Origin of the sequence: uncultured Tateyamaria sp. (assembly GCF_947496075.1) — a bacterium.
GTDB lineage: Bacteria > Pseudomonadota > Alphaproteobacteria > Rhodobacterales > Rhodobacteraceae > Tateyamaria.
Genome location: NZ_CANMBJ010000006.1, coordinates 220,966 through 247,342, shown reverse-complemented (window position 1 = coordinate 247,342; position 26,377 = coordinate 220,966). Strand labels below are relative to the sequence as shown.

The window sequence follows — 26,377 nt, the reverse complement described above, 5'->3', positions numbered from 1 at the left end:
AGGGTTCCGCCCACTCAGGTCTCAAACACCGCCCTAAGGCGTTTGCAACGGGATGCTCATTCCCTGTTTCAAAAAAATCCCCCCCGGAGGGCCGGTCTGCCTCACAAGCCCACAGCATGACATGATGCGCCAAACGGGATGGTGGGCGGGGCGATGGCGCAGCCGAGCGTCGAACCAGCATCTTCACTCCGCCGCCATCTTTTGCGCAACCGCGGATGTCACCGCCGCGCGCACCTCAAGCGTTGCCGAAATCGATCCCTTGCGCCCGTCTTCATAGGTCACCTCGGTCACCGTCGACACCTCGGACGAGCCATCATAGAGCGCTGCAATGATGTCCTCGTACTTCTCTTCAATGATCCGTCGGCGCACCTTGCGCGTGCGGGTCAACTCACCGTCATCGGCGTCAAGCTCTTTGTGCAGGACGACAAAACGATGCACCTGGCAGCCTGACAGCATCTCGTCCTCAGCCACGGACTGGTTCACGTCTTCGACGTGTTCGGTGATCGTGGCCAGAACCTGCGGATGCCCCGCAAGTTCCTGATAAGACGCATAGGCAATGTTGTTACGCTCCGACCAGTTGCCCACGGCGGTCAGGTCGATGTTGATGAAAGCCGTGCATTCATTGCGCCCGTTCCCAAACACAACGGCCTCAAGAATGTTCGGGAAGAACTTCAGCTTGTTCTCAACATATTTGGGCGCGAATAGCGCACCTGACGCCATCTGTCCCACATCCTTGGCCCGGTCGATGATGCGCAGATGGCCGGTGTCTTCCTCGATGAACCCAGCATCGCCAGTGGCCACCCAACCCTCGGAATCCTTGGTGTCCGCCGTGCTTTCGGCGTTTTTGTAATACTCCACGAACACGCCTGGCGAGCGATAGAACACTTCGCCATTGGGCTCGATCTTCAACTCGACCCCGGGGCATTTCACGCCCACCGTGTCGCTGCGCACCTCGCCATCGGGCTGCGCAGTGATGAACACTGTCGCTTCTGTCTGACCATAGAGCTGCTTTAGGTTAATGCCCAAAGAGCGATAGAAATCAAAGATTTCCGGGCCAATGGCCTCACCGGCTGTATAGCCAACCCGCACACGGCTGAAGCCAAGCGTGTTCTTGAGCGGCCCATAGACCATCAGCTCGCCCAGACTGTATTTCAGGCGGTCCATGAACCCGACGGACTTACCGTCCAGAATGGCGGGCCCAACCTTGCGCGCATGCGCCATGAAGTAGTGGAACATCTTCTGCTTGAAGCTGCCCGCATCCTCCATGCGGATCATCACGTTGGTCAGTTGCGTCTCGAACACACGCGGCGGGGCGAAATAGTAGGTCGGCCCGATTTCGCGCAGGTCCACATGCATCGTGTCAGCACTCTCAGGGCAATTCGTGCAGAACCCCGACCACAGCGCCTGCCCCACGGAAAAGATGAAGTCCCCGACCCATGCCATCGGTAGATAGGCCAGAATGTCGTCCGACTGCCGCAACCCGTCAAACTCAGATGATGATTTCGATGTCTCAATGACATTTCGGTTCGACAACACGACGCCCTTGGGTTTGCCAGTCGTCCCGGACGTATACAGCATCACGCAGGTGCTGTCGTAATCCAGCGCGGCAATGCGCTTGGCCATCTCCGGCGCCAGTTCATCCCTCTTGGCCCGGCCGGCGTCCTGCACATGGCTATACTGATGCAGCTTGGAATGATCGTATTTCCGCAAACCTCGCGGATCGAGGTAAATCATCTGCTCAAATTCAGGCAGTTGGCCCTGTACCTCGATCACCTTGTCCACCTGCTCCTGATCGCCTGCGATGACAAAACGCGCGCCGGAGTGGTCGAGGGTATAGGCCATCTCTTCGGCCGCAGCGTCTTGGTACAGCGGCACTGGGATTGCGCCCGCCATCTGCGCTGACATCATGGACCAGTAGAGGTAGGGACGATTGCGGCCGATGACGGCGATATGATCACCGGGCTGCACGCCTAGGTCGATCAACCCAAGTGCCAGCGCTTCGACCTCTTCGAGCGTCTGGCCCCACGTCCAGCTTTGCCATATCCCGAATTCTTTTTCGCGATAGGCGGGAGCCGATCCAAATTCCTTGGCGTTCCGGTGTAGCAGCGCAGGTACGGATTTCAGCCCGTTCGCGCCCTCAGACGACTTGACCACGTATGTTCCTCCCCAGCGCACCTCTTCTCCCGAGAGGCACGCATGATCGCTCAGACGATTCTTTCTACGTCTAAGGATGTCGCCCACACGCTGCGCGTCAACTTTTTCCTGATGTTTTCCCAAACCTTACGAATTGTAACAAGCGGACCGCGCCCCGTTGTGCGGGCCCGGAAACCAGTGCTAGCCATGTGGCATGGCACAAGATCATACGGCATCGCTGACGGCCTCGGGCCTGAACCTAATCGCGCAGGCGCTGACGATCTATGATCAGGATTTGCGGCTTGCGGTCTGCAATGCGCCGTTCCAGCAGATGTTTGATTTGCCTGACGCACTCGTCACCCCCGGCTCAACCTTTCGCGAAACGATCACGCATCTGGCCAAGCGCGGTGAATACGGCCCGATCGACGATCTGGACAGCTTTGTGCAGGAACGTGTGGATCAGGCGCTTGCCTTTGAACCGCATTACATGGAGCGCACCCGCGCCAATGGACGCACCATCAGCGTCGAAGGGTCCCCCCTGCCACAGGGCGGGTGGGTCACTGTCTATACCGACATTTCGCATATCAAGGCGCAAGAGGCCCTGCTGCGCGCCCGCGCAACGGAACTGTCTGATCAGGTTCTGCAACACACCGAAGCGCTGAGTGCCACGAACCGCCAATTGGCCGCAACCGTTTCTGCGCTTGAAGAAGCCAAACGTCAGCTGACCGAAACCGAGGCCCGCACGCGCCTAACAACCGAGATGATGCCAGCCCACATCGCGCTTGTGGATGCCAGCGGTCACTATACCTACTCTAACAGACGGCTTAGTACGGTCATTCCCAGCCGCCCATCTGACATTGTCGGTCAACACATCTCGGATGCACTTGGTACCTTTGCCTACGGGCGCATCGCATCGAACCTGGCCCGCGCCTACAAGGGCGAGGCATCCGTGTTTGAATTCACGGACGAGGCAAGCGCCAGACGCATCCGTGTGGCGTTCACACCGGAGGCCTCCGGTGGCGTCTATATCCTGTCGATGGACATTACCGAAGAAACACAAGCCCGCGTCGCTCTGCAGCAGAACCGCCGCCGCACACTCGCTGCACAGATGACTTCCGGGATGGCCCACGACTTCTCCAACCTGCTTACCATTATCCTCGGCCTGCAATCCAAACTTTCCCGTATGGGCAGCTTGCCAGCAGGCGCACAGGACCTGATCGACGGCACCCTCTCCGCCACCCGCCGCGGCGGCGAACTGCTCAACTCAATCGCCGACATGACGGCAGGCCGCGCCATGCGCCCCGCCGCGACTGATATCGAAACGCTGCTGGGCGATGTGACAACCATGGCGCAATCGACCCTGCCGCCAGGTCTCACACTCAGCACCTTCACCACTGTCACGGGTCCCCATATGCTGGACCCAGGTCTGGTCAAGGACAGCCTGTTGAACCTCATCCTGAACGCCCGCGACGCCTGCGGCACTAAGGGGGACATCACCCTGACGGCGCGCCCAGTCCACGACACATGGCTGGAATTTATTGTCACCGACACCGGCCCCGGCTTTTCCAATGACGCGTTGGAGCACGGGTTCGACCCATTCTTTACCACCAAGGGGTCCGAAGGGTCGGGTATGGGCCTGCCCATGGTTTATGACATGACCAAGCGTGCGGGCGGTGATCTGAAACTGGGCAACGGAGAGATTGGCGCACAAGTGCGTCTGCGCCTACCCCTCCGCCCCGCCCCACAGCTGGCAGGCGCGCTCGTCCTGCTGGTCGAGGATGACCCGGATTTGCGCCAACACTACCGCGATTTATTGATGGGCATGGGCCATGCCGTGATCGAAGCTGCAGGTGTGGACGAAGCCATCGCCCTCACGGCGGACCTGCCCGACATTGGCCTTGTGCTGTCCGACATCAACCTTGGGTCCGGCAGCCGTACCGGCATTGACCTCGCAAACCAATTGCACGGCAGCCTGCCCGTAATTCTGATGACCTCACTTCCGCCGGGTGACACAATGTATCAAACTGCAGCGCTTGCTGCCCCGGTTCTGCGCAAGCCGTTTGAGGCATCTGACCTTGCTGCGCTCCTTCAGGCGGATGCGGCATGACCAAACCACTTGTCACCATCCTTGACGATGAACCGGCGATCCGCACAATCCTTGCCGACGCTTTGGAAGAAGCAGGGTTTCGCACCTTGTCCTTTTCCCGCGCCGCGGCGTTTGAAGCCGCGCTCAAGACTCACAAACCCGATGTCTGCCTTGTCGATCTGGGTCTGCCGGACACCGATGGGTTGACCCTCGTCCACAAACTCGCCCTCGAACAAGGGGCTGCGGTCATCATCATCTCGGGCCGTGCGCAGGTGCAGGACCGGGTGACCGGGCTGGAATTGGGCGCTGATGACTACATCATCAAACCCTTCGATCCAGCCGAGGTTGTCGCCCGCATCCGGGTGCGACTGCGCACGCCCAAGGCAGCAACCCAAACTGGGCAGATCGCCCGTTTCAATGGATGGGAGGCGTCGTTCGACAGCTATACATTGACCGATGAAGCAGGTCAGGAAACGCCGTTCTCTCATGCCGAAGGCGAAGTGTTACGCCTGTTTCTGGATGCGCCAAAACGCTTGATCAGCCGGGCGCAAATGCAGGAAAGCCTGGGCGGTGGTGCCGGTGACAGCTTTGATCGCGCGATGGATGTACGCATCAGCCGTTTGCGCACAAAACTGCGCGAAGATCCCAAGAACCCACGCTTGATCAAAACGATCTATGGCGCCGGTTACATCTTTTTGGGCGATGTGCAGTGGACATGACGATTCAACCCGTGGCAGAATCGAAACATGATTGAAGCACTCCTCTACCGTTCCAGTCACAGCCGGTTCTACCGGGTTGAGATCACACTGAACCTGTTTGCCGAAGCCTCCGTGGTCATCGAATGGGGATTGATCGGCGGCAAGCCCTGCCAGCGTGTAACCTGCCACAGCGATCTGCGTGCCGCATCAACCGCCGCCGACCGCTACAGACAACGGGCCATCAGACGGGGATACGCGCGCGCCGCCTAAAGCCCGGCGGCATGGGCCAACACCTTCAGGCCCGCAACAAGATCGGCCTCGTCCGTATCCTCCTCAAACGCATGGCTGATCCCGCCGATTGACGGCACAAACAGCATTGCAACCGGCACACACCGGGCCACATTTGTCGCGTCATGCAGGGCACCTGAAGGCATCCGCCGCCATTTGCCCGGTGCGACCTTCTCGGCACCTGCTTCAAGCTTCGCGCGCAGATCAACATCCATCGCCACGGGCTCCAATCCCAGAAGCGGCCCTTTCTCGACACCAAGGTCTAGTTCTGCCGCTACCTCGGACAGCGTTTCCTCAATCACTGCCTCCATCCGTGCCAACCGGGCCACATCCGCATCCCGCCATTGCATGGAAAAGCGCACCTGGCCCGGCACGATGGACGACGCATTGGGGCTGACCGCCACATGCCCAATAGTCCAAACGGATTGCGGCGTGACCACATTTCGCAACCGCTCGTTCAGCCGACTGGAAAAGGCAACCAGCCCCTGAAACGCATCCCGCCGTAGCGCCATTGCCGTGGTACCCGCATGGTTCTGTTGCCCGGTCAACGTGATCACCCGATCTCGAATGCCGACGATATCGGTTACGACACCTATCTGCTCGCTCGCGGTGTCCAGCGTCGCGCCCTGCTCGATATGCAATTCGACGAAGCCGGTGAATTGCGTCGGATCGACAGGCGCGCCTGCGCGATCCCCAACCACCTCCCGCGCCTGCCCAAGCGGAACATCGTCATGATCCAGCAACGCATCCGCCTCGGCCAAGGACAGCCCACCCGACCACACGTTGGATCCGGTCGTGACGCCATACCGACCTTCTTCATCCTGAAAAGAGACAACCGAAATGGCAGGCCCGCCAACTTCGACGCTTGCCCGTGACACTTCCAACGCCGCAACCACTCCCAAGGCACCGTCCAACCACCCGCCCTGTGGCTGACTGTCGGAATGCGACCCAAGCAGCAATGACGGCCCTTCGGCCAGTCCAAACAAGTTCCCCATCGCATCAAAGCGCGGCGTCAACCCGGCGTCGGCCATCCGCGACGCCAACCAATCGCGCGCTGCCATGTCAGCCTTGGAATACGCGGGGCGTACCACCCCCTTGCCAACGCCCGAAGCACCGAACTGGCACAAAGCATGCAAGTCCGTCAAAAAGCGCGCCGTATCAACCATCCCGCATCCTTCATCTTGCCAAACAAACTTTGGGGAGTTTGAGGGGTGAAACCCCTCATTCACAAGATGGAATCATGCGCGCCGTCAGGCGCACATTCGGATCACTCCGCCGCGACGGCCCCGGTTACCGCCTCAACCCGAACGGCCGAGAACTTGAATTCCGGAATCTTGCCATAGGGATCGACAGCAGGGTTTGTCAGGATATTTGCCGCAGCCTCTACAAAGGCAAAAGGCAGAAACACCATATCCGGCGCCACGGCCCGATCCTCACGCGCCATGATCTCGATCGACCCGCGCTTGGTGGTCAAACGCACCATGCCACCCGCAGACACACCCAGCTTGCGCAGAGTGGACGGGTGCAACGAACAGTTGGCCTCGGGCTCGACCGCGTCCAATACAGATGCCCGGCGCGTCATTGACCCGGTGTGCCAGTGCTCCAACTGCCGACCCGTTGTCAGGATCATCGGATAGTCGGCATCCGGCACGTCATCGGGCGGAATGACGGCAGCGGGTGTGAACCGCGCACGCCCGTCGGGACGGGGGAAACCGTCGCCAAAGACAATCGCCTGACCCGGATCTTCGGGTGACAAAGACGGATATGTCACCGCATTCTGCCCCTCCAGCCGCTCCCATGTGATGTTGTTCAGGCTCGCCATGTTCAGCTTCATCTCGGCAAACACATCCGCCGGGCTTTCATAGCTCCAGCCAAGGCCTAACCGCTTTGCCAGCTCTACCTCAATCCACCAATCTTCTTTGGCGTCGCCCGGTGGTGGTACGGCAGGCCGTCCCATCTGGACCTGACGGTTGGTGTTGGTCACCGTCCCCGTCTTCTCGGCAAAAGCCGATGCAGGCAGGATCACATCCGCATAATTCGCCGTCTCAGTGATAAAGATGTCCTGCACCACCAGATGGTCGAGCTTCGCCAGTGCATCCCGTGCATGCTCCACATCCGGGTCGGACATTGCCGGGTTCTCACCCAGAATATACATCGCCTTGATCTCATCTGCATGAACCGCATCCATGATCTCGGTTACTGTCAGACCCTTCTCATTCGAGAAGTCGCCAGAGCCCCACACATCGGTAAAGGCCGAGCGCACGCCATCATCCGTCACGGTCTGATAATCCGGCAGGAACATCGGGATCAGGCCCGCGTCCGAGGCGCCCTGCACATTGTTCTGACCGCGCAGCGGGTGCAGACCAGCGCCCGGGCGTCCGACCTGACCGGTCATCAAAGCCAGCGAAATCAAACAGCGCGAGTTGTCCGTCCCGTGAATGTGCTGCGACACGCCCATGCCCCAGAAGATCATGGCTGACTTGGCGCCGGCAAAGGTCCGCGCCACATCGCGCAGCACATCCGCCTCGATCCCACAAATCTCCGCCATCTTCTCGGGGGGGAAGCCAGCCAGGTGCTCCTTCTCCGCCTCCCAGTTCTCGGTGTAGGCGTCGATGTACTGCTGGTCATACAGACCCTCTTCGACGATCACATGCATGATCGCGTTCAGCATCGACACATCCGCGCCGGGCCGGAACTGCAGCATGTGACTGGCAAAGCGCTTCAGCGCCTGCCCACGCGGGTCCATGACGATCAGCTTGCCGCCCCGCTTGGTGAACTGCTTGAAATAGGTGGCCGCGACAGGGTGGTTCTCGATCGGGTTGCAGCCGATGGCAATCGCCACATCCGCATTCTCGATCTCGTTGAAGGTCGCGGTCACTGCGCCCGACCCCACATTCTCCATCAGCGCGGCCACGGACGACGCGTGGCACAACCGCGTGCAGTGGTCCACGTTGTTGTGACCAAAGCCCTGCCGGATCATCTTCTGGAACAGGTATGCCTCTTCATTCGTGCACTTGGCCGATCCAAAACCAGCCACTTCACGCCCACGACCCTTCAAGCCATTTGCGGCGAAATCCAGCGCTTCTTCCCAAGACGCTTCGCGGAAATGGGTCGACCAGCTGCCCGGGTCGACGTTCAACCCCTTCGCGGGTGCATCCTCGCGGCGGATCAGCGGCTTTGTCAGGCGGTGATCGTGGTGGATGTAATCAAAGCCGAACCGGCCCTTCACACACAGCCGACCCTCATTCGCGGGACCGTTGATGCCCTCGACATATTTGACCTTACCGTCCTTCACTTTCAGCGAGATCTGACAGCCTACCCCGCAGAACGGGCAAATGCTTTCGACTTCATCATCATAATCGGCGCTGTCTCCAACCTGCGCATCGTCCACGACGGTCGAGGGCATCAGCGCCCCCGTCGGACAGGCCTGTACACACTCGCCACAGGCGACACATGTGCTCTCGCCCATCGGGTCGGCAAAGTCGAAGGTCGGATAAGCATCGTGGCCGCGCCCCGCCATGCCGATCACATCATTAACCTGCACCTCGCGGCAGGCACGGACACAGAGGCCGCATTGAATGCAGGCATCCAAATTCACGGACATCGCCACGTGGCTGTCGTCAAGCAGCGGAATCCGCCCCTCTTCCAGCTTGGGAAAGCGGCTCTCGGACACACCATTCATCTCGGCCATGTCCCAAAGATGCGCGGACTTGTCGTGCGCCACGTCCCGCTCGGGCTGATCTGCCACCAGCATCTCGACCACCATCTTCCGCGCGCTCTCGGCCCGCGCGGAATTGGTCGTGACAACCATCCCGTCCGCCGGTTCCCGGATGCACGAGGCAGCAAGAACACGCTCGCCTTCGATCTCCACCATGCACGCCCGACAGTTCCCATCGGGGCGATAGCCGGGCGCAGGTTTGTGGCACAGATGCGGGATCACCAGACCACGCCCATTGGCGACCTCCCAAATGGTCATGCCGGCCTCAGCCTGCACTTCTTGCCCATCCAGCGTGAATGTCACCTTGTCCGTCATCGCGCACGTCTCCCTACCGTCTGATATTATGTAGCGTGCAAGTCACGCGCGTAGGACTCCCATTCCCGACACCAAGCCCCGGTTTTGCGCCACGCAGGTTTCCGATCCGCAACCATTGCCCATCCCCGGCAACACGGGTAGCGATTGCGCATGCTTTCCAGACCTTCCCCCGACAGCTTGCGCGTTACGGCTCAAACTCTGATCGTCGGAGGCATCGGGGCTGCATTCGCCGAGCTTCTGAACGCACCTATCGCGGTCTTAACAGGACCCGCGCTCGTCGTCAGCCTCGCCGCGCTCGCGGGGCTGCGCACGGGTATCGACGACACGGTGCGCAACCTCGTCTTCCTGCTGGTGGGCGTGAGCATCGGCAGTGGCGTGGACAGCAATGCAACAGATGCCATGCTGCGCTGGCCGTTGGCCTTTGCCGCACTTGGGGTGATGTTGTGGGCGACGCTATGGCTGTGCGGACGACTGTTGCAACACGGGTTCGGGTTGGACCGTCGCAGCGCGTATCTGGCCTCCGCCCCGGGGCACCTGAGTTTTGTCGTCGGGCTGTCGGCCGGGTTGAACCTCGACACCACGCGCATTGTTGTGATTCAATCGGTCCGTCTGCTTGCCCTCACACTGACAGTACCTGCCATAGCGCTTGCCTTCGGCTTTGAAATGACCGGGCAGGTGTTGCCGCCGGGTCCACCGATGGCTTGGCTGCACCTTGTCGTACTGCTGGCCGCGGGCCTCGCCTTTGGCTTCATTCTGGACAAGATCGGACTGCCCGCGCCCCTGCTGATTGGCGGCATGATCGCCTCGAGCCTCGGCCACGCGGTCGAGGTGACACCGGGGGTCATGGCGCCATGGCTTAGCTACCTGGGGTTGATGACAGTGGGCACGCTGATCGGCGCCCGGTTCGACGGGATCACACGAAAGGCACTGGCGACGTCGCTGCTGGCCGGGCTCACAATCACAACGCTGACGGTCCTCATGGCTCTGGCCGCCGCGGTGCCAGTGGCCTATGCGCTCGGCTTCAACCCGACCCACGTGCTGATCGCTTTCGCCCCCGGCGGGTTGGAAACGATGATCGCCATGGGCGTCGTGCTGGGAGCAAATCCTGGCTTCGTCGCTGCCGCGCATGTCTCCCGCCTGCTCTTTCTGACAATCCTGCTGCCCGCATTCGTGGGGCGTCTTAAACGCGCCTGATCCAATCTTCATCTTGCAAAATAAACTTCCGCCGGAGGCTCCCGCACTTCCCAGCATCACCGCCGTGACCTAGAACAAACGAAACACCAACCACAGGCACCCATGTCCCACATTACCCTGATCCGCCACGGCCAAGCCAACACCCATGCCAAGGACGAGGCCAGTTACGACCAGCTCTCTGACCTCGGTCATCAACAGGCAGCATGGCTGGGTGACCATATGCGTGCCACACATCAAAATCACACACGTCTCTACACCGGCACGCTGCGGCGCCATCGTGAGACCGCGAACGGCATGGAAACGGGGATGAGGGCCACCGAAGACGCGCGGCTGAACGAGCTGGAATACTTCACCATGGCGCAGGCATTGGAAACCGAGCACGGCATTCCCGTCCCGGCAGCACCTTCTGAATTCGTGCACCACTTCCCCAAGGTTCTCACTCACTGGCAGAACGACAAGCTCGAAAACGTGCCCGAACGGTTCTCCGAGTTTGAGACACGGATCAAGGACGCCCTGACCGAGATTGGCGAGGGTGAAGGCCCCGCGCTTGTCGTGACTTCGGGCGGGCTGATTGCCATGACAATGCGGTTGCATCTGGGGCTTGAGGTGTCGGCCATGGCCAACGTGGCCCTCGCGATCATGAACACGTCAATGCACCGGCTGCACCCCATCGGCGGCACATGGTCGCCGGTGATGTTCAACGCCGTGCCGCACCTTGAACACCCCGACCGTCATCATGCGCAAACGCATGTCTAACGCTACAGCTCCGAGGATCAGCCCATGAAACTCTACTACGCAACCGGCACCATCTCGATTGCCGTCGCCATCGCACTGGAAGAGGCGGGGCTTGACTACGACACGCATCAGCTCAACTTTGCCGCGGGTGACCAACAGTCGCCCGACTATGCCAAGGTCAACCCCAAGGGGCGCGTTCCGGCCCTTGATGTGGATGGTACGATACTCACCGAAACCGGCGCGCTTCTCGACTACATCGCGGCCCAAGCTCCCGCCCTTTTGCCCGCCGATGCCATCGACGCAGCCAAGGCGCGCAGTGTGATGTACTACCTTGCCTCAACCATGCATGTGAACCACGCCCACAAGATGCGCGGCCATCGCTGGGCCGATCAGGAAAGCAGTTGGCAAGACATGACCGCCAAGGTCACCGAAACGATGGCCGCCTCCGCCCAGTTCGTTGAAGACGAATGCCTGACCGGTCCGTTCGTCTTGGGGGATCAATTCACCATCGCAGACGCTTACCTGTTCATGGTGTGCTCATGGCTGCCGGGCGACGGCGTTGACCTTGCCCCTTTCCCAAAAATCCGCGCCTTCATGGAAGCGATGGACGCTCGGGACAGCGTCAAAGCCGTGCGCGCCAAGGGCATGATGCGATGACGCATCTTTGGGTTCGGGCCGAGCAACGAGAAAACGAAGACCGCGTCGGCCTGACGCCCGAGGGAGCAGCCAAACTGATCGCTGCCGGGATCACGGTTACGGTCGAAGACAGCCAGACCCGCTGCATACCCACCGACCGATACGCCAATGCCGGGGCCACTATCGCGGCCGAGAATACATGGCCTACTGCACCTGACGGTGCGATCATCTTTGGCCTCAAGGAACTGCCTGATGATGGCACACCTTTGCGGCACAAACACATCATGTTCGGTCATGCTTACAAGGGGCAACCGGCGGGCCAGATCCTACTGGAACGGTTCAAGGCGGGGGGCGGCGTGCTTTATGACCTTGAATACCTCGTGGACGAGGACGGAAGGCGCGTCGCGGCCTTTGGGTACTGGGCAGGTTATGCAGGTGCTGCCGTTGCGCTCAAGTGTTGGGTTGCACAGCAAAAAGGTCAGATCGCGGGGCCGGTCACGTCCTATCCAAGCTCAAACCACATGCTGGCGGACCTGCAATCGGACCTTGTTTCGACCGGCACACACCGCCCCACGGCCCTGATCATTGGTGCGTTGGGTCGTGTCGGTGCCGGCGCGGCGGACTTGTGCACGAATATGGGCGTACCAACGACCCGATGGGACATGGCCGAAACCGCCCGTGGCGGCCCTTTTCCCGAAGTGCTTGCGCATGACATCTTCTTCAATTGTATTCTGGCGCGCCCCGGCACACCCGTTTTTGTCCCCGCGGGGACACTGCACACCGCACGCAAGCTCAGCGTAATCGGGGACATCGCCTGCGATCCAGACAGCGACTTCTCTCCGATCAAGGTCTATGACCGGACGACCACGTGGAACTCGCCCGCGCTGCGCGTTCATGACGCGCCACCGCTTGATGTGACCGCCATCGACAACCTGCCGTCAATGCTGCCGGTGGAAAGCAGCGAGGACTATGCAGATCAACTATTGCCAAGCCTTCTGACACTCACCGACCGCGACTCGGGTGTTTGGGGCCGGGCCAAGGCGACCTTTGACTCAGCAGTCGGTCGCTGAAGTGACGGCGGCACTTTAGGACAGCTGACACGTAATTGGACAATCCGCTCACCGCGTCGTGTGTGACGTCAGCGTCTACCTGCCCAACAGTGACTCTTCATCCTCGCCCAGCGGCAGGCCCAGCGCTTCCATCCCGGCCTCAAGATGGTCGGGGAAATGCGGCGTACCAAGAAGGTAATCAACACAGGGGGTGGTCGCCTCAGCCTCTGCCGTGGCAACCGCTTCTGCCCAATCACCCGGCTCAAACGCGCCTCGCCCAACCCACATGACTGCCACGAGTTCGGCTTGTTCGTCTGTGTCCAGACGATCAATCAACCCCCGCAGTTCACCTTCCGCACGTTCCACATCACGGCCCATCAGGACCACTTGTGCAATGATGGCGCGTTCAATCTCAAGATTCATGGTTCAAACCTCCTGAGCTCATCCTGCTCGGTTCGCAAACCTGCCGCCTTGATCCGTATCAAATGGGTATTCGGCAAGCGTACTGACTTTGCCAGGCTCTTCCTTCAGAAATGACGACTGGCCAAAGCAGGGAAGAGCATGCGTGCACCCTAGCATAAACCCGGGTGTTAAGACAGGTTCGCCGAGGTTCACATGTTCACCCGCAAGACCTGAGACTTACGCGGCGATGCCAACGAACATCCCTGAACACATCTGAGAATTAGGAAAAGATCCGGTAGTACAGCCAGTCAGGCAAAAACTGCGAGCCCCGGAAAAGCAATGAAAAGAGGGTCGGAAAGCTCTTCTTGAAATTGTCCGTCAGCATAAGCTCGAACATTTCGCGCGCGGCCGCTTCCGGCTCCATGATGAATGGCATGTTGAAATCGTTCTTGTCGGTCAGCTGTGTCTTGATAAAGCCGGGATTGGCCACCTGCACCCGCACGCCCGTGCGGCGCAGATCAGCATACATGCATTCAGCCAGCGACATCGTGGCCGCTTTGGACGCGGTATAGCCAATCGATCCCGGCAACCCCCGAAAACCGGTCAGGGACGACGTGATGACAATGTGCCCCGCATCCTTTTTCACGAATGCCGGCACGACCTGACCGAGCACCCGCATGAAGCCGGTAAAGTTCACATCCGCCATCGCGACGGCCTGTTCCGCATTCCAGTCCTTGGCCGAAAACGGCCAATAGACACCGGCCAACAGCACCAGGCCATCGATGTCACCGACAGCTTCGGCAGCCGCTTTGACACTCTCGTCATCGGCAATGTCGACGGTCTGGTATGATGCCTTGCCGGGCAACTCCTCGACCAGCTCTTTCAGCTTGTCCTCACCACGCGACGACACAATCACTTCGAGCCCTGCGCGGCTCACACAATGGGCAAGCGCGCGGCCAAGACCGTCACCGGCACCCACCAGCCAGTACCGTTTGCCGCTCAGGGACATGTCGTTCATGCTGCTTCTTTCATCTCTTGATTGGCAGGGCGCATGGTTGCCACCAGCTCAGCCACCTTGATCCCGTACTTTCGGAACTGCGACCGGTTCACAATGGTCCCATTGGGCGCGAGGTACATCCAATCAACGGTATCCAGTACATGGCCCCCGGATTCTTCGGGCAGGCGGAACTTGTACTTAAGCTGGACAGAGCTGCCGGTCTGCTGCCCGGTGCCATCACCAACGACGTCGTCTGCGCGTGCTACGATATTGCCGTCATTGCCAATGGTCAGCCGCCAGGCTCGGGTTTGCGTCGACCCGTCATCATAGGTGAATACTTCGTCCATGACACCTGTGTTGCCCTCCCACTTGCAGTCGAATTCGCCGATAAACCGTGACGATACGCGGCCCGTGGGGCCAAAGATCACGCCCTCGCAAATGATGGGGCCGTTGAGATGCGTCCGAACATCGAATTGCAGCCCGTTTCCATTGGCATAGTCATCCGGGCTTTGGGCGAGAAAGTCAGCATAGCGTGATCGTGTCCAGCCGCACATCGTCACGACCACGGCGCCCAAAAGTGCAAAAATCAAAGCGTCCATGTCAGGTCTCCTTCAGATCGGTCGTGGCGAGCAGCGCGATCGCCACGACCTTGAGGCCACAAGGCACAGCCGCATAAAGCAGCGTGAGAAGCATCAGAGCTTCGGGCGTGTGAGTGGCCGCCGCACTGTCGAACCCTGCCCGCTCAAGTGCGGGCAACAGGGTGACGGCGGCAAAGGCCAGGGTGAATTTCGAAACAAAGGACCAGAGGCCAAACCCTTCGGCAGCCGAGGGGCTGATGCGGGCCATGCGGCTGGCAAAGACCGCGGGCAGAACTGTCAGATCCGCGCCCAACGTTGCGCCAGACAAGGCGCAAATGACCGCAAAAGCCATCCAGTCGCCAGACCCCAACGTGACGGCCCATCCGAAGGCGAGGATGGCCAGCACCATCGCGCTCAGCAAAACCGGCTTTGGGCCGTAGCGCTCGGCCAAGCGGCCCCAGATGGGTGCGGCGATAGCGGCACACAGAAAGAACAACAGCAGCAACGGCCCCTCGAACCCCGGTGCGTCCAAACGGCTTTCAACGAAGAACAGAAAAAGCGTGGAACTGACCGCAACGGGCGCTGCGTTGACCAAGGCAATCAACAGCAGCTTGCGCGCCAGCGCATCGCCCAGCACCGCCTTGAACCCGACCGAAGGGGGCAAGCCATCACTCACCCATTCGCCGCGCATCATCATGATGGCAGCAAGAGCCAACACGGCAAATCCAACAGCAAACCCGGCAAACGGCGCGCCCATGAACCCGCCAAGCATGACCGGAGTAATGGCCGCCACGCAAACGCCCAGCAACGCACCGGTTTCGCGCCAGCGCGCCAGCATCAAGTGCCCTTGCCCGGGCAAACGGTCCGCCTTGACCACACCCTGGGCATAGAAGTTGATGGTTAGGAAACTGAAGGCCGAAAACACACCGGTCAACATCAGCGCAAACCAGATCAGAGGGGGCAGCAGCGGTGGCACTGCAAAAAGGCCCAACATGGACACTGCCATGACGGTGCACCCGATCAGCACGGCCACACCGCGCCGGGACCGGAGCGCTTCGGACAGCCGTCCGAACAGCGGGTCTTGCACAACGTCGAGCAGGCGCAATCCGAACAAAACGGCGCCCAGCGCCGCCAGCGATACCCCGTATTCGTCGACATAGAATTTCGGCGCATGGATATAGATTGGCAGCCCGGCCGCACTCAGCAACGCGGCAAAGACCGCGTAAGCCGGAAGTCGTTGGGGCTGCGTGTTGCTCACCGCGACACCTCCTCGGACGGTGGCACGGGGCGGGCGCGATACGTTGCACGTTTCCACCACAGCTTTATCGCCTGCCAGTGAATCAAGGCCAGCACACGGCGTGATCCAAACGGGCGGCGCAGGGCGGCGCGCAAAATGGCACGGTTGGTGAGGGCACATCGACGTCCCGTGAGTGTGGCAATCAGCCCGCCCTCACCGTCTCGGGAATAGTCGATCCAGACCCCAATCCGGTCGTCCCGAATATCAAAACGAAACTCGTAACTGCCTTCGATGGGTTGGAAGGGTGACACATGAAAAATCTTGGTAGCCCGCAGTCGATCCTCGGGCGCGATGGGGCGCAGATCGGCATGGTTCACGAGGTAACTGTGCCGGTCGCCGAAAGTGTTTGTCACCTCGGCAATGACCGCGATCATCTGATCATCCGCACGGCGACACAGCCAGAAACTGACCGGGTTGAACACGTGGCCAAGCACCTTGGGCTGGGCCAGGAGTTCGATCTTGGTGACCCCGGTGATCTGGTGGGACTGCAACACCTCGCGCACCCACGGCGCACCTCGACCAGCCTTCGGCGCACCGCCATGATCCTTGTCATCAAGCGCCATTAGCCCACGCCGATTGCGCCCGAACAAGCGCGGGACACGCAAGTCCGCCTCGGCATCCAGCAGCATGTAGTCCACGCTGTAGCGGAAGGCGTTTTCGATGCCTCCCTTGCGCCCGTGAAAGGTCACGCCTGCGATATGATCGACCGTGGCCGTCATTCCGCAGCCACCTGCATCTGCGGTGCGCGCAGCAGGGCGCGGGCCACATCAAGCCCTGCCGTCAGCCCGTCCTCGTGGAACCCGTGGCGCATCCAGGCACCGCAATACCACGTGTTGTTGGCCCCGTTCATTGCACGCACCTGATCCTGCGCAGCAAGTGCGGCCAGATCATAGACCGGGTGGCGCAACACGGTCTGGTCATAGATCAACTCTTCGCGGATCGTACGCTTTGTATTCAGTGTGACGAAATGCATGTCGTCCATCGGGATCGGTTGCAGCGAGTTGATCCAATACGTCAGGTCGATGCGATCCGAATGGACGTTCTTGTCCTCTGTATACACCCAGCTGGACCAGACCTGAGAATGCTGCGGCATGATGGCCGCATCACAGTGCAACACAACGTCATTGGGTTGGTACTTCACCGCTCCCAAAGCGGCCTGTTCCTCAACCGTTGGATCGGCCAGCAGCGACAAGCTGTCATCGGAATGCGTGGCAAAGACCACGTCGTCAAACATCTCCCACTCGCCACCCCAAGCCTTGACCTGCGCACCACTCGCCGTGCGGCGGACGGATTGGACAGGCGCCCCAAACCGGATGTCGACACCGTTGCCCAGCATTGCAGCTTCGATGCGACGCACATATTCAACCGATCCACCGTCAACGGTGTACCATTGGTGCTGGCCCGAGTGATGCAGCAGGGCATGGTTCTCAAAGAACTGGATCATGGCATGCGCCGGGAAATCCATGATCTTTTCGACCGGCGTGGACCAGATCGCGCCGCTGAGCGGTAACAGGTAATAGTCCCGGAACCAGTCCCCCGTTCCCATGACATCAAGGAACTGGGCAATGGTGCGTGTGCGATCCTCGTTCGCGACGCGCAAGGCATTCTTGTTGAAGCGCATTATGTCACGGAACATGCCAAGGAATTTGGGGTTCAGTGCGTTGCGGCGTTGCGCGAACACGGCGCCCAGGCTGGCCAAGCCATACTCCAGCCGCCCGCCGTCGATGGATGCACCAAAGCTCATGCTGGATTTGACGACCGGCACGTCCAGTTCATCAAACAACTGCGCCATGTTTGGATAGTTCGCATAGTTGAATACCAGGAAACCGGTATCGACCGGTTGATCGCCCCGCTTGCCAGCCATGATTGTACGGGCATGGCCGCCCAGACGTGGCTCCGCCTCGAACAGGGTCACGTTGTGGTCGCACGCAAGCGTATGTGCTGCCCCCATTCCTGAAATCCCGCCTCCAATCACGGCAATGCGTTTCGGGGCGGTCATGGCGTGTTCAAATGGCATAAGTCGTTTTTGTCCCGTACGTTCCAAGGTTTGATCTGTTTACGGAGGGATGACGCAAACGGATGTACAAAAACCAGACATTTATTTTTGATCCGAGACGCCTTGTGTCGCGTAGACGGAATATGTTTGCGGGTTTAGACACGTCTGAAATAGATGCGCAGTCCGCCGTCGGGGTCTTTCCGAGGGCGGTAACAGGACCGGCACTCATGCAAGAGAGCGATGGAAAACGGATGCAGTGGGTCAGCCACATGGTCCGGATTCGTGACGACAGGGATCAGGCGGCCTTCGCCGCGCTGTTCGCCCACTTTGCCCCACGGGTCAAAGGGTTCCTGATGAAGTCAGGCGCGGATGCGTCGCTCGCAGAAGAATGCGCGCAAGAGGTCATGGCGACCTGCTGGCACAAAGCGCACATGTTTGACCCCGCGCGGGCCTCGGTGGCGACCTGGATATTCACCATCGCGCGGAATCGAAAGATTGACGTGCTGCGCAAGCAGCGCCGCCCCGAGCCCGAAGACCTGGCATGGGGCCCCGAAGAAGAACCTGATCAGGCCGATGTGATGGCCATGCAGCAGGAAAGTGAACAGTTGGGTCAGGCAATCGCAGAATTGCCGGAAGCCCAGCGGGAACTGATACAAAAGGCGTATTTTGGGGACCTGTCCCACAGTGAAATCGCTGCTCAAACCGGTCTGCCCCTGGGCACGATCAAATCTAGGATTAGATTGGCGTTGGAAAGACTGCGCCACGCGATGAAGTGACGGATATGGAACAAAAGATCACACATCACCTGACGGACGAGATCCTGATGGGCTATGCAGCCGGGACGCTGCCAGAGGCGTTCAACCTAATGGTGGCGACGCACGTATCTCTGTGCGACGAGTGCCGCGCGCGAGTGGAAAGTTACGACGCTGTCGGCGGGGCCGTGCTTGAGGAAGCACCAGACCACGACATGGCGCTCGCCCCAGGAAGTTTCGCCGCGACAATGGCCTTGATCGCAGGCGGTGCCCCAGAAGAGATTTGCACCCAGCACCCTCAAGACGCGGTGCTGCCGCAACCGCTGCAGGATTACGCCGGCGGCGGTATCGACAGCATCAAGTGGCGTGCGGTCGGCATGGGTGTAAAGCAAGCCATTCTGCCAACGTCCAAGGACGCTTCGGCGCGGCTTCTCTACATACCTGCTGGCGCTGCCATGCCCGATCACGGTCACCACGGGATCGAGATGACGATGGTCCTGCAAGGCGCATTCCAGGACGACGACGACTATTTCGCCCGCGGCGATGTCGAAGTGGCTGACAGTGACTTACATCACACGCCAGTGGCCGATATCCACGAGGATTGCATTTGTCTGGCTGTCACCGACGCGCCATTGCGCTTCCAGGGCCTGCTTCCAAAGATTGCCCAACGTTTCGCAAGGATCTGACCGTGTAAGGCGGAGGTCTCCTCCGCCCCTTCTGCGCACCAAGACCCTTTTGTAAGGTGGACGTGTCGTCCGCCAAAACGGCCATGGTCGAATCGCCGGGTCGCATGCTAAGTTTTGTGGCATGAACACCCACACCCCCAATATACGTCCCGTGATCCGACAATTGGGCGATGCAGCGATCAACCGTATCGCGGCGGGTGAAGTGGTGGAACGACCCGCCTCAGCGGTCAAGGAGCTGGTCGAAAACGCCATTGATGCCGGGGCCAAGCGCATTTCGGTCGATATCGCCGACGGCGGCAAGACACTGATCCGGGTGACAGACGACGGCTGCGGTATCGCGGCAGAGGATCTGCCGCTCGCCCTCAGCCGCCATGCGACGTCCAAGATTGACGGCAGTGATCTGCTCAATATCCACACCTTTGGCTTCCGGGGCGAGGCACTGCCAAGTCTGGGCGCCGTGGGCCGCCTGACCATCACCAGCCGTGTGCCAGGCGCGGACGCAGCCGAGATCAGCGTCGCTGGGGGAACGGCCAGCGCCGTCAAACCGGCAGCATTGAACGCAGGCACGGTCATCACCCTGCGCGATCTGTTCTTTGCCACGCCCGCGCGTCTGAAATTCCTTCGCACCGACCGGGCCGAGGCGCAGGCGATCACGGATGTCATCAAGCGTCTGGCTATGGCCGAACCCTATGTGCGGTTCGAGCTGCGCGATGTGTCAAACGACCCCCGCACCGTCTTCAAGGTCGAGGCACAGACCGGTGACGTGATGGATGCGCTCAAGGGACGTTTGCGCGACACACTTGGTCAAGATTTCACGGACAACGCCATCCCGATTGATACAGAGCGGGACGGTCTGCACCTAACCGGCTATGCGGCCTTGCCCACCTACTCCCGCGGTGCGGCGGTGACCCAGTTCCTGTATGTGAACGGGCGCCCCGTGAAGGACAAACTTCTGACAGGCGCGCTGCGGGCCGCCTATTTCGACTTCCTCAGCCGTGACCGGCACCCGGCGGCGGCCTTGTTCATCGACTGCGATCCGCAGCTTGTGGACGTCAACGTACACCCGGCCAAATCCGAGGTGCGCTTTCGCGATCCCGGAACCGCGCGCGGGTTGATCGTGTCCGGCCTCCGTCACGCGCTGGCAAATGCTGGTCACCGCGCCTCGACCACCGTGGCGGGAGCGACATTGGGGGCCATGCGCCCAGAGCCAACCGAGCCGCGCGTTTACCAGATGGACCGGCCCAGCCTCGGGCCACGTGTGCCAATCGAAACCGGCTTTGCCGAGATGGCGCAAGATTATAGCGCGCAGGTGGTTGAACCTGCACCAATGCCCGAGCCGGAGACCGATCCAAGCGACCTCCCCCTTGGCGTCGCACGAGGGCAAGTGCATGAGAACTATATCGTGGCACAGACGGCCACCGGCATGGTGATCGTTGACCAGCACGCCGCCCACGAACGCCTGGTCTATGAAAAACTGAAGACCCAGATGGCCGAGAACGGTGTCGCCGCGCAGGCATTGCTGATCCCCGAGATCGTGAGCCTGTCGACCGGCGATTGCGCTCGGCTGTTGGAGATTGCAGATGATCTGGCCCGCTTTGGCCTCGGCATCGAAGCCTTTGGTGGGGATGCCGTTGCGGTGCGGGAGACACCCGCCATCCTGGGTGAGGTCGATGCCAAGGCGATGATCCACGACATTCTGGATGAGTTGGCCGATCTCGGATCATCGCAATCCGTTCAGGCAAAGGTCGAGGCGATCCTGTCCCGCGTGGCCTGTCACGGGTCGATCCGATCGGGCCGCCGGATGCGTGCCGAAGAGATGAACGCCCTGCTTCGTGAAATGGAGGCCACGCCGCATTCCGGCCAGTGCAATCACGGGCGGCCCACTTATGTAGAGTTGAAGCTGGCAGACATTGAACGATTGTTTGGGCGCACATGATCCAGATTGGCGATACGACATTGGACACCAGCGATCCGCTGGTGATGGTGGCCATGATCGGGGCCGCGACCCTGTTGGTGATCATGATCCTTCTGATCATGGCGCTACGGGCCGCCGGTCGTTCAGCCCGTGCCACAGCGCCGCTCGCCCAGCAAATGGGGTATCTCGGCCAACATGTGCAGGGGCTGGCGCAGGGGCAAGAGGGCTTGCGCGCCTCGATCCAAACCGTGTCGGACACGGCCACCAACGGACAGGCACAATTGGCGCAAACCGTCGAACAGCGGTTGAGCGCGGTGCAGCAGCAGATGCAGGAACGGCTTGCGGACAACGCGATGCGCAGCCAGCGCGCAATGACGGACATGCAGGAACGCATGAAGGAATCCCTGCACGGCTCCTCCAAGCAGACCACCACCAGCCTGACGCAATTGCAGGAACGCCTCGCCGCCATCGACAAGGCGCAGGACAACATCACCAAGCTGTCCGGCGATGTACTTAGCCTGCAGGACATCCTGTCGAACAAACAGACGCGCGGCGCCTTTGGCGAGATCCAGCTGCGCGACATCGTGGGAAAAGCCCTGCCAAAGGACAGCTATGCGTGGCAGCCCACCCTGTCCAACGGCAAGCGAGCCGACTGTATGGTGCATCTGCCGAACCCGCCTGGGCCGATTGTCATCGATTCAAAGTTTCCGTTGGAAGCCTACGAGGCATTGCGCCGCGCCGAGACGGACCATGAGTTAAAACAGGCCGTGGCATCCATGAAAACGGCCGTGAAAAAGCACATCGCTGATATCTCGGACAAGTACATCATCGAAGGGGAAACGGCGGACGGCGCACTTATGTTCCTGCCGTCCGAAGCGGTCTATGCCGAGTTGCACGCTAACTTCCCCGATCTGGTGCGCGAAGGGTTCGACAAGCGCGTTTGGATCGTGTCGCCCACCACCTGCATGGCCACGCTGAATACGATGCGCGCGATCCTCAAGGATGCGCGGATGCGCGAACAGGCGGGGGCGATCCGCAAGGAATTGTCGATGCTGGTGACTGACGTGGACCGGCTTGGCACGCGGGTTGGCAATCTGGACCGACACTTTTCCCAGGCCTCGAAAGATATCGAGGATATCAAGATCAGCGCAGAGAAGGCTGGCAAACGCGCCCATCGCCTCGACAATTTCGACTTTGAAGAGCTGGATGACCAAGGCACGCTCGCGCTGAACAGCCGCCCACCTGCCGCGGAATGACCCCACAGGCGCAACGCATTTTCTTCGAAGCCGAAGCGCAGGCCGAATGGTTCATCGGCATCCTGCGCATGATTATGTCAACGTCCCTTGCTGTCGTTCTGTTCGTAACTGTTTGGTTCACAGGGCTACCAGAATCCGAGGCTTTGGAATCGCAGCTTGTGTATGCCGCGATGACCATGGCGAGCTATTTCGCCCTTGGCCTTGTCATCATCTTCGTGATCCGTACGGGCCAGTTCCGCGCCTGGATGGCGTGGCCGTCCGCCCTAATCGACTGTGTGTTCATCCTGTTGGGTTCGTGGCTGAGCCTGTCCAACATGGGGCTATCGGGGCAGTTTGTTGCGGCCTTTCCAACCATCTGGCTGATCCCCGTCGTGTTGGCCTGTGGCGCGCTCCGGTTTAACCCGGCGCTTCTGGCCAGCATGTCACTGGTGTTGATCGCAGGCTTTGCCGCCATCCTGACCATCCCCTTTCTGGCGACCGAGGCCGAGGCACGGGCGGGATTGATCTTTCTTTTTGGGTGGCCACCAAACTTTGTGCGTATCGTCATGATCTCATTGGCGGCGATGGTGCTTGTCTTTGCGTCGATGCGGATCCGCGCGCTGCTGCGTCGCTCGATTGACGAGGCAGAGGCGCGTGGGCAGCTGACCCGTTTTCTACCGTCCGAACTGAATGACCAGCTTTCAGCCCGCGGGATCGAGGCCATGCGCGAAGGCCATCAGCAGCGGATGGCTATTCTCTTTGTGGATATCCGTGGGTTCACCTCCATGGCCGAAAACATGAGCGCGCCCGACCTGTCCGCCTTTCTGGGGCGCTACCGGGCCCGCATTTCGAAGTCGGCAGACGCGACGGGTGGCATCGTGGACAAGTTCGTCGGCGACGGCGCGATGGTCGTCTTTGACGACAGTCATGGTGACGCCGCCACCTGCGCGGTCGCCTTCGCCCATGACCTCCTTGAGCATATCAACGATGTGCGTTTGGGGATCGGCATTCATCTGGGCGAAGTGTTTGTGGGTGTCGTCGGGGATGAGGGTCGGTTGGAGTACACCGTTCTGGGCGACGCCGTGAATGTCGCCGCCCGGCTCGAAACGGCAACAAAGACACAAGGCGTGACACTGCTGATCTCGGACGCGGTCATGAACGGGTTGGAGAACGTAGGCCCGGGCTGGCAAGCCTTTCCATCGTTGGTGTTGCCCGGACGGCAGGAAACGATCTCGGCCTGGGGGATGGCGGCGGCAGCGGCGGACGACACGTCCGCCTTACGGTGAGGATCAGCGCCTAAAATGGGGCGGAGGACACCTCCGCCTTAACCGTCGATCGCAGCACGATACCACGCCACGATGACCGCCCGTTCCTCATCTTCCATGTAGCTCAGATTGGCCGGTGGCATCGCGTGGCTGACGCCTGATTGCAGGTAAACGGCCCGCGCATTGCGCGTCAGGTCCGCTTCGGTTTCCAGCACGACCCCCTTGGGTGCCCAGTGTAACCCGGGCCAGCCGGGTTCTGCCGCATGGCACATGCTGCACCGACCCAGCACGATGTTGTGCACATCCGAGAATCCTTCGGCTTGTGCAAAGCGTGTCACCACTGCCGCCTCGCGCTCATCTGATGGCGCAACGCTCAGCCACGCGATCAGGATGAACAGGATCACCGTCACACCCCAGGTCCAATGCGGATTGCCCTTGCGCGCGTGATGTGTGTTGAACCAGTGCCGGATCGTGACACCCATCAGGAAGACAAGCGACGCGATCACCCAGTTCCACTCACTGGCAAAGGCCAACGGGTAGTGATTGCTCAGCATCAGGAAGATGACAGGCAAGGTCAGGTAGTTGTTGTGGGTCGAGCGCTGTTTGGCGATCTTTCCATAGATCGCGTCGGGCGTGCGCCCCGCCATCAGGTCGGCCACCACGATCTTCTGGTTCGGGATGATGATGAAGAACACGTTGCCTGACATGATCGTGGCGGTAAACGCCCCCAGATGCAGCAGCGCGGCACGCCCGGTGAACACTTGGCTATAGAACCACGCCATCGCGACCAACACACCAAACAGCGCCACCATCAGCACTGTCTGGTCCGCGTTCACAAAGGCCTTGCAAAGCGTGTTGTAGATCACCCAACCGGCGGCCAGAGACACCAGCGACAAGCCCACCGCCTGCCAGGTGGCAAGCTCCATCACGTTGGGATCGATCAGATAGAACTCGGCCCCCAGATAGTAAACCAACACCAGAAGGATGAACCCGCTGATCCAGGTCCAGTAGCTTTGCCACTTATGCCAGATCAGCCCATCGGGCATATTGTCGGGCGCAACCAGGTATTTCTGGATGTGATAGAACCCGCCACCATGGACCTGCCATTCTTCGCCATCCGCCCCGCTTTTTAGGTTGCGGTCGCGGTGCAGGCCCAAGTCCAGCGCAATGAAATAGAAGGACGATCCGATCCATGCGATGGCCGTGATCACATGCAACCAGCGCACCGCAAATTCCAGCCACGCGCCCATGGCGGCGAAGTCATACATGTCGGCGTCCTTTCGTTCCCGAACGCCAAACTAGACAGGGCGCGCGAGATACGAAAGGGGGGGCTGGGGCTCTGCTCCAGGCCCTCGGCCTTCCCCGAGGTATCTTTGGCCAGAAGAAAGCCTAGTCGTAGCGCAGTTCCGACGCCTTGCCCTTGAACACCCAATAGGCCAGCGCCGTGTATCCCCCGATCATGGGAATGACGACAATGGCGCCAACGAGGATGATCATCAGGCTCTCGGGCGCGCTCGCCGCTTCATAGATCGTCAGCTTTTCAGGAACCACGTAGGGGTAGAAGGAATAGGCGAGGCCGCTGAAGGCCAGAATGAACAGGGTGATGGCACATGCAAACGGCCCTTTCGAACCCGCATCGGTCGCGTTGGGCAAACGCTGCAACGACCGCCACAGCATCATCACCATCACGGCCGACAGGATGGGCAGCGGAGCGAGCAGCAGGATTTCAGGGTAGGTGAACCACTTGTCAAAAATCCGTGCGCTGACCAGCGGTGTGGCAAGCGATACGGCCCCCAGACCCAAGACCAATCCCCAGATGCCGCCCTTGGCCCAGTCCACCGCCTTGCCCTGCAGGATGCCTTCGGTCTTGATGATCAGCCAGCAGGCACCGATCATGGAATAGGCAACGGTCAGGAACACCGCCGTGATCATCGCAAAGGCCCAGGTGCCCAGCGTGCTTTCCAGCCCCATCACGTATTTGCCCAGCATGAAGCCCTGGCTGAGCGACGTCATCAACGAGCCGATGAAGAACAGCCAGTTCCAAGTGGCCTTGTGCGGGGTGGGCGCCTTGACCCGGAATTCAAAGGCCACGCCGCGCAGGATCAACCCGATCAGCATGATCGCAACAGGCAGGTACAGCGCCGTCAGGATCGTGCCGTGGGCCGTCGGGAAGGCCACAAGCAGAAGGCCAATGGCCAGCACCAGCCATGTTTCGTTGGCATCCCAGAACGGACCGATGGACGCCACCATCATGTCCTTTTCCTCATCCGTCGCAAAGGGGAACAACACGCCGACGCCCAGATCGAAACCATCAAGGACCACATAAATCAGGATCGACACGCCCATGAGCGCGGCAAAGGTGAAAGGCAGCCAGACCGCCGGATCGCCAAAAAGTTCCATCT

General features: G+C 60.3%; 23 protein-coding genes. 12 read left to right on the top strand and 11 right to left on the bottom strand.

The window, feature by feature from the left end:
• Positions 1-183: 183 nt before the first annotated feature.
• On the bottom strand, positions 184-2,154 hold the full coding sequence (locus Q1A51_RS20065) for an AMP-binding protein (RefSeq protein ID WP_299601649.1): 1,971 nt from the start codon (positions 2,152-2,154) through the stop codon (positions 184-186).
• A 193-nt stretch (positions 2,155-2,347) separates the two neighbouring features.
• Here Q1A51_RS20065 and Q1A51_RS20060 point away from each other — a divergent pair, with 193 nt between their 5' ends.
• From Q1A51_RS20060 to Q1A51_RS20050, 3 genes are read left to right on the top strand one after another with little or no spacing between them, the layout of a single operon-like run.
• On the top strand, positions 2,348-4,240 hold the full coding sequence (locus Q1A51_RS20060; protein WP_299601648.1) for a PAS-domain containing protein: 1,893 nt from the start codon (positions 2,348-2,350) through the stop codon (positions 4,238-4,240).
• On the top strand, positions 4,237-4,938 hold the full coding sequence (locus tag Q1A51_RS20055; protein ID WP_299203836.1) for a response regulator transcription factor: 702 nt from the start codon (positions 4,237-4,239) through the stop codon (positions 4,936-4,938). The genes Q1A51_RS20060 and Q1A51_RS20055 overlap by 4 nt, the downstream gene beginning before the upstream one ends.
• Before the next feature lie 27 nt (positions 4,939-4,965).
• On the top strand, positions 4,966-5,187 hold the full coding sequence (locus Q1A51_RS20050) for a WGR domain-containing protein (RefSeq protein WP_299601645.1): 222 nt from the start codon (positions 4,966-4,968) through the stop codon (positions 5,185-5,187).
• On the opposite strand, the gene Q1A51_RS20045 is transcribed toward Q1A51_RS20050, so the two are convergent.
• The gene (locus tag Q1A51_RS20045; protein ID WP_299601643.1) at positions 5,184-6,371 is read right to left on the bottom strand and encodes a hydantoinase/carbamoylase family amidase; all 1,188 of its coding nucleotides are present in this window, start codon (positions 6,369-6,371) and stop codon (positions 5,184-5,186) included. The two genes, Q1A51_RS20050 and Q1A51_RS20045, sit on opposite strands and share 4 nt — an antisense overlap.
• Positions 6,372-6,472: 101 nt before the next feature.
• Positions 6,473-9,238, bottom strand: a complete 2,766-nt coding sequence (gene fdhF, locus Q1A51_RS20040; protein WP_299601641.1) for a formate dehydrogenase subunit alpha — start codon at positions 9,236-9,238, stop codon at positions 6,473-6,475.
• Between the two features lie 150 nt (positions 9,239-9,388).
• On the opposite strand from fdhF, the gene Q1A51_RS20035 reads away from it, so the two are divergent.
• From Q1A51_RS20035 to Q1A51_RS20020, 4 genes are all read left to right on the top strand, one after another.
• Complete coding sequence (locus tag Q1A51_RS20035) at positions 9,389-10,432, top strand: AbrB family transcriptional regulator (protein WP_299601638.1); 1,044 nt, start codon at positions 9,389-9,391, stop codon at positions 10,430-10,432.
• Between the two features lie 102 nt (positions 10,433-10,534).
• Positions 10,535-11,188 carry a histidine phosphatase family protein gene (locus Q1A51_RS20030; RefSeq protein WP_299601635.1) on the top strand — a complete coding sequence of 218 codons (654 nt, stop codon included), beginning with the start codon at positions 10,535-10,537 and terminating at the stop codon, positions 11,186-11,188.
• 24 nt (positions 11,189-11,212) lie between these two features.
• Positions 11,213-11,824, top strand: a complete 612-nt coding sequence (locus tag Q1A51_RS20025) for a glutathione S-transferase family protein (RefSeq protein ID WP_299601633.1) — start codon at positions 11,213-11,215, stop codon at positions 11,822-11,824.
• Positions 11,821-12,873: a saccharopine dehydrogenase gene (locus Q1A51_RS20020; RefSeq protein ID WP_299601630.1), complete on the top strand. Its 1,053-nt coding sequence runs from the start codon at positions 11,821-11,823 to the stop codon at positions 12,871-12,873. Before Q1A51_RS20025 ends, Q1A51_RS20020 begins: the two co-directional genes overlap by 4 nt.
• 75 nt (positions 12,874-12,948) lie before the next feature.
• Here Q1A51_RS20020 and Q1A51_RS20015 read toward each other — a convergent pair whose 3' ends face one another.
• The 6 genes from Q1A51_RS20015 to Q1A51_RS19990 all read right to left on the bottom strand — a co-directional run bounded on the left by Q1A51_RS20015 (position 12,949) and on the right by Q1A51_RS19990 (position 18,143).
• Positions 12,949-13,275 (bottom strand): DUF3775 domain-containing protein, encoded by a 327-nt coding sequence (locus Q1A51_RS20015; protein ID WP_299203860.1) that lies wholly within the window; start codon positions 13,273-13,275, stop codon positions 12,949-12,951.
• A 259-nt stretch (positions 13,276-13,534) separates the two neighbouring features.
• Positions 13,535-14,272, bottom strand: a complete 738-nt coding sequence (locus Q1A51_RS20010; RefSeq protein WP_299601627.1) for an SDR family NAD(P)-dependent oxidoreductase — start codon at positions 14,270-14,272, stop codon at positions 13,535-13,537.
• Entirely contained in the window at positions 14,269-14,850 is a 582-nt protein-coding gene (locus Q1A51_RS20005) for a DUF3833 family protein (protein WP_299601624.1), read from the bottom strand. The genes Q1A51_RS20010 and Q1A51_RS20005 overlap by 4 nt, the downstream gene beginning before the upstream one ends.
• 1 nt (position 14,851) lies before the next feature.
• Positions 14,852-16,087, bottom strand: a complete 1,236-nt coding sequence (locus Q1A51_RS20000; RefSeq protein WP_299601621.1) for an MFS transporter — start codon at positions 16,085-16,087, stop codon at positions 14,852-14,854.
• Positions 16,084-16,845 carry a DUF1365 domain-containing protein gene (locus tag Q1A51_RS19995; RefSeq protein WP_299601619.1) on the bottom strand — a complete coding sequence of 254 codons (762 nt, stop codon included), beginning with the start codon at positions 16,843-16,845 and terminating at the stop codon, positions 16,084-16,086. Before Q1A51_RS19995 ends, Q1A51_RS20000 begins: the two co-directional genes overlap by 4 nt.
• A complete protein-coding gene (locus Q1A51_RS19990; protein WP_299601616.1) occupies positions 16,842-18,143 on the bottom strand; it encodes an FAD-dependent oxidoreductase in 1,302 nt (433 codons plus the stop codon). The genes Q1A51_RS19995 and Q1A51_RS19990 overlap by 4 nt, the downstream gene beginning before the upstream one ends.
• 206 nt (positions 18,144-18,349) lie before the next feature.
• Between Q1A51_RS19990 and Q1A51_RS19985 the strand changes: the two genes are divergently transcribed.
• The 5 genes from Q1A51_RS19985 to Q1A51_RS19965 all read left to right on the top strand — a co-directional run bounded on the left by Q1A51_RS19985 (position 18,350) and on the right by Q1A51_RS19965 (position 23,996).
• Positions 18,350-18,898: a sigma-70 family RNA polymerase sigma factor gene (locus tag Q1A51_RS19985; RefSeq protein WP_299203878.1), complete on the top strand. Its 549-nt coding sequence runs from the start codon at positions 18,350-18,352 to the stop codon at positions 18,896-18,898.
• Positions 18,899-18,903: 5 nt separating this feature from the next.
• Entirely contained in the window at positions 18,904-19,560 is a 657-nt protein-coding gene (locus Q1A51_RS19980) for a ChrR family anti-sigma-E factor (protein ID WP_299601612.1), read from the top strand.
• Positions 19,561-19,681: 121 nt separating this feature from the next.
• Positions 19,682-21,496 (top strand): DNA mismatch repair endonuclease MutL, encoded by a 1,815-nt coding sequence (gene mutL / locus Q1A51_RS19975; RefSeq protein WP_299601610.1) that lies wholly within the window; start codon positions 19,682-19,684, stop codon positions 21,494-21,496.
• The gene (gene rmuC / locus Q1A51_RS19970) at positions 21,493-22,731 is read left to right on the top strand and encodes a DNA recombination protein RmuC (RefSeq protein WP_299552075.1); all 1,239 of its coding nucleotides are present in this window, start codon (positions 21,493-21,495) and stop codon (positions 22,729-22,731) included. The genes mutL and rmuC overlap by 4 nt, the downstream gene beginning before the upstream one ends.
• The gene (locus Q1A51_RS19965; RefSeq protein WP_299601607.1) at positions 22,728-23,996 is read left to right on the top strand and encodes an adenylate/guanylate cyclase domain-containing protein; all 1,269 of its coding nucleotides are present in this window, start codon (positions 22,728-22,730) and stop codon (positions 23,994-23,996) included. The genes rmuC and Q1A51_RS19965 overlap by 4 nt, the downstream gene beginning before the upstream one ends.
• Positions 23,997-24,034: 38 nt before the next feature.
• On the opposite strand, the gene Q1A51_RS19960 is transcribed toward Q1A51_RS19965, so the two are convergent.
• Together Q1A51_RS19960 and Q1A51_RS19955 are read right to left on the bottom strand one after the other, a co-directional pair.
• Positions 24,035-25,243, bottom strand: coding sequence for a urate hydroxylase PuuD (locus Q1A51_RS19960; RefSeq protein ID WP_299601606.1), 1,209 nt, complete (start codon positions 25,241-25,243; stop codon positions 24,035-24,037).
• 121 nt (positions 25,244-25,364) lie between these two features.
• On the bottom strand, positions 25,365-26,375 hold the full coding sequence (locus Q1A51_RS19955; protein ID WP_299601604.1) for a cytochrome d ubiquinol oxidase subunit II: 1,011 nt from the start codon (positions 26,373-26,375) through the stop codon (positions 25,365-25,367).
• Positions 26,376-26,377 lie beyond the last annotated feature (2 nt).

Coding starts and splice junctions, on each gene's coding strand:
- Q1A51_RS20050 (WP_299601645.1), top strand. CDS start 4,966: ATGATTGAAGCACTCCTCTACCGTTCCAGTCACAGCCGGTTCTACCGG.
- Q1A51_RS20035 (WP_299601638.1), top strand. CDS start 9,389: ATGCTTTCCAGACCTTCCCCCGACAGCTTGCGCGTTACGGCTCAAACT.
- fdhF (WP_299601641.1), bottom strand. CDS start 9,238: ATGACGGACAAGGTGACATTCACGCTGGATGGGCAAGAAGTGCAGGCT.
- mutL (WP_299601610.1), top strand. CDS start 19,682: ATGAACACCCACACCCCCAATATACGTCCCGTGATCCGACAATTGGGC.
- rmuC (WP_299552075.1), top strand. CDS start 21,493: ATGATCCAGATTGGCGATACGACATTGGACACCAGCGATCCGCTGGTG.
- Q1A51_RS20025 (WP_299601633.1), top strand. CDS start 11,213: ATGAAACTCTACTACGCAACCGGCACCATCTCGATTGCCGTCGCCATC.
- Q1A51_RS19960 (WP_299601606.1), bottom strand. CDS start 25,243: ATGTATGACTTCGCCGCCATGGGCGCGTGGCTGGAATTTGCGGTGCGC.
- Q1A51_RS19980 (WP_299601612.1), top strand. CDS start 18,904: ATGGAACAAAAGATCACACATCACCTGACGGACGAGATCCTGATGGGC.
- Q1A51_RS19985 (WP_299203878.1), top strand. CDS start 18,350: ATGCAAGAGAGCGATGGAAAACGGATGCAGTGGGTCAGCCACATGGTC.
- Q1A51_RS20010 (WP_299601627.1), bottom strand. CDS start 14,272: ATGAACGACATGTCCCTGAGCGGCAAACGGTACTGGCTGGTGGGTGCC.
- Q1A51_RS19990 (WP_299601616.1), bottom strand. CDS start 18,143: ATGCCATTTGAACACGCCATGACCGCCCCGAAACGCATTGCCGTGATT.
- Q1A51_RS19955 (WP_299601604.1), bottom strand. CDS start 26,375: ATGGAACTTTTTGGCGATCCGGCGGTCTGGCTGCCTTTCACCTTTGCC.
- Q1A51_RS19965 (WP_299601607.1), top strand. CDS start 22,728: ATGACCCCACAGGCGCAACGCATTTTCTTCGAAGCCGAAGCGCAGGCC.
- Q1A51_RS20060 (WP_299601648.1), top strand. CDS start 2,348: ATGGCACAAGATCATACGGCATCGCTGACGGCCTCGGGCCTGAACCTA.
- Q1A51_RS20005 (WP_299601624.1), bottom strand. CDS start 14,850: ATGGACGCTTTGATTTTTGCACTTTTGGGCGCCGTGGTCGTGACGATG.
- Q1A51_RS20015 (WP_299203860.1), bottom strand. CDS start 13,275: ATGAATCTTGAGATTGAACGCGCCATCATTGCACAAGTGGTCCTGATG.
- Q1A51_RS20020 (WP_299601630.1), top strand. CDS start 11,821: ATGACGCATCTTTGGGTTCGGGCCGAGCAACGAGAAAACGAAGACCGC.
- Q1A51_RS20055 (WP_299203836.1), top strand. CDS start 4,237: ATGACCAAACCACTTGTCACCATCCTTGACGATGAACCGGCGATCCGC.
- Q1A51_RS20030 (WP_299601635.1), top strand. CDS start 10,535: ATGTCCCACATTACCCTGATCCGCCACGGCCAAGCCAACACCCATGCC.
- Q1A51_RS20045 (WP_299601643.1), bottom strand. CDS start 6,371: ATGGTTGATACGGCGCGCTTTTTGACGGACTTGCATGCTTTGTGCCAG.
- Q1A51_RS19995 (WP_299601619.1), bottom strand. CDS start 16,845: ATGACGGCCACGGTCGATCATATCGCAGGCGTGACCTTTCACGGGCGC.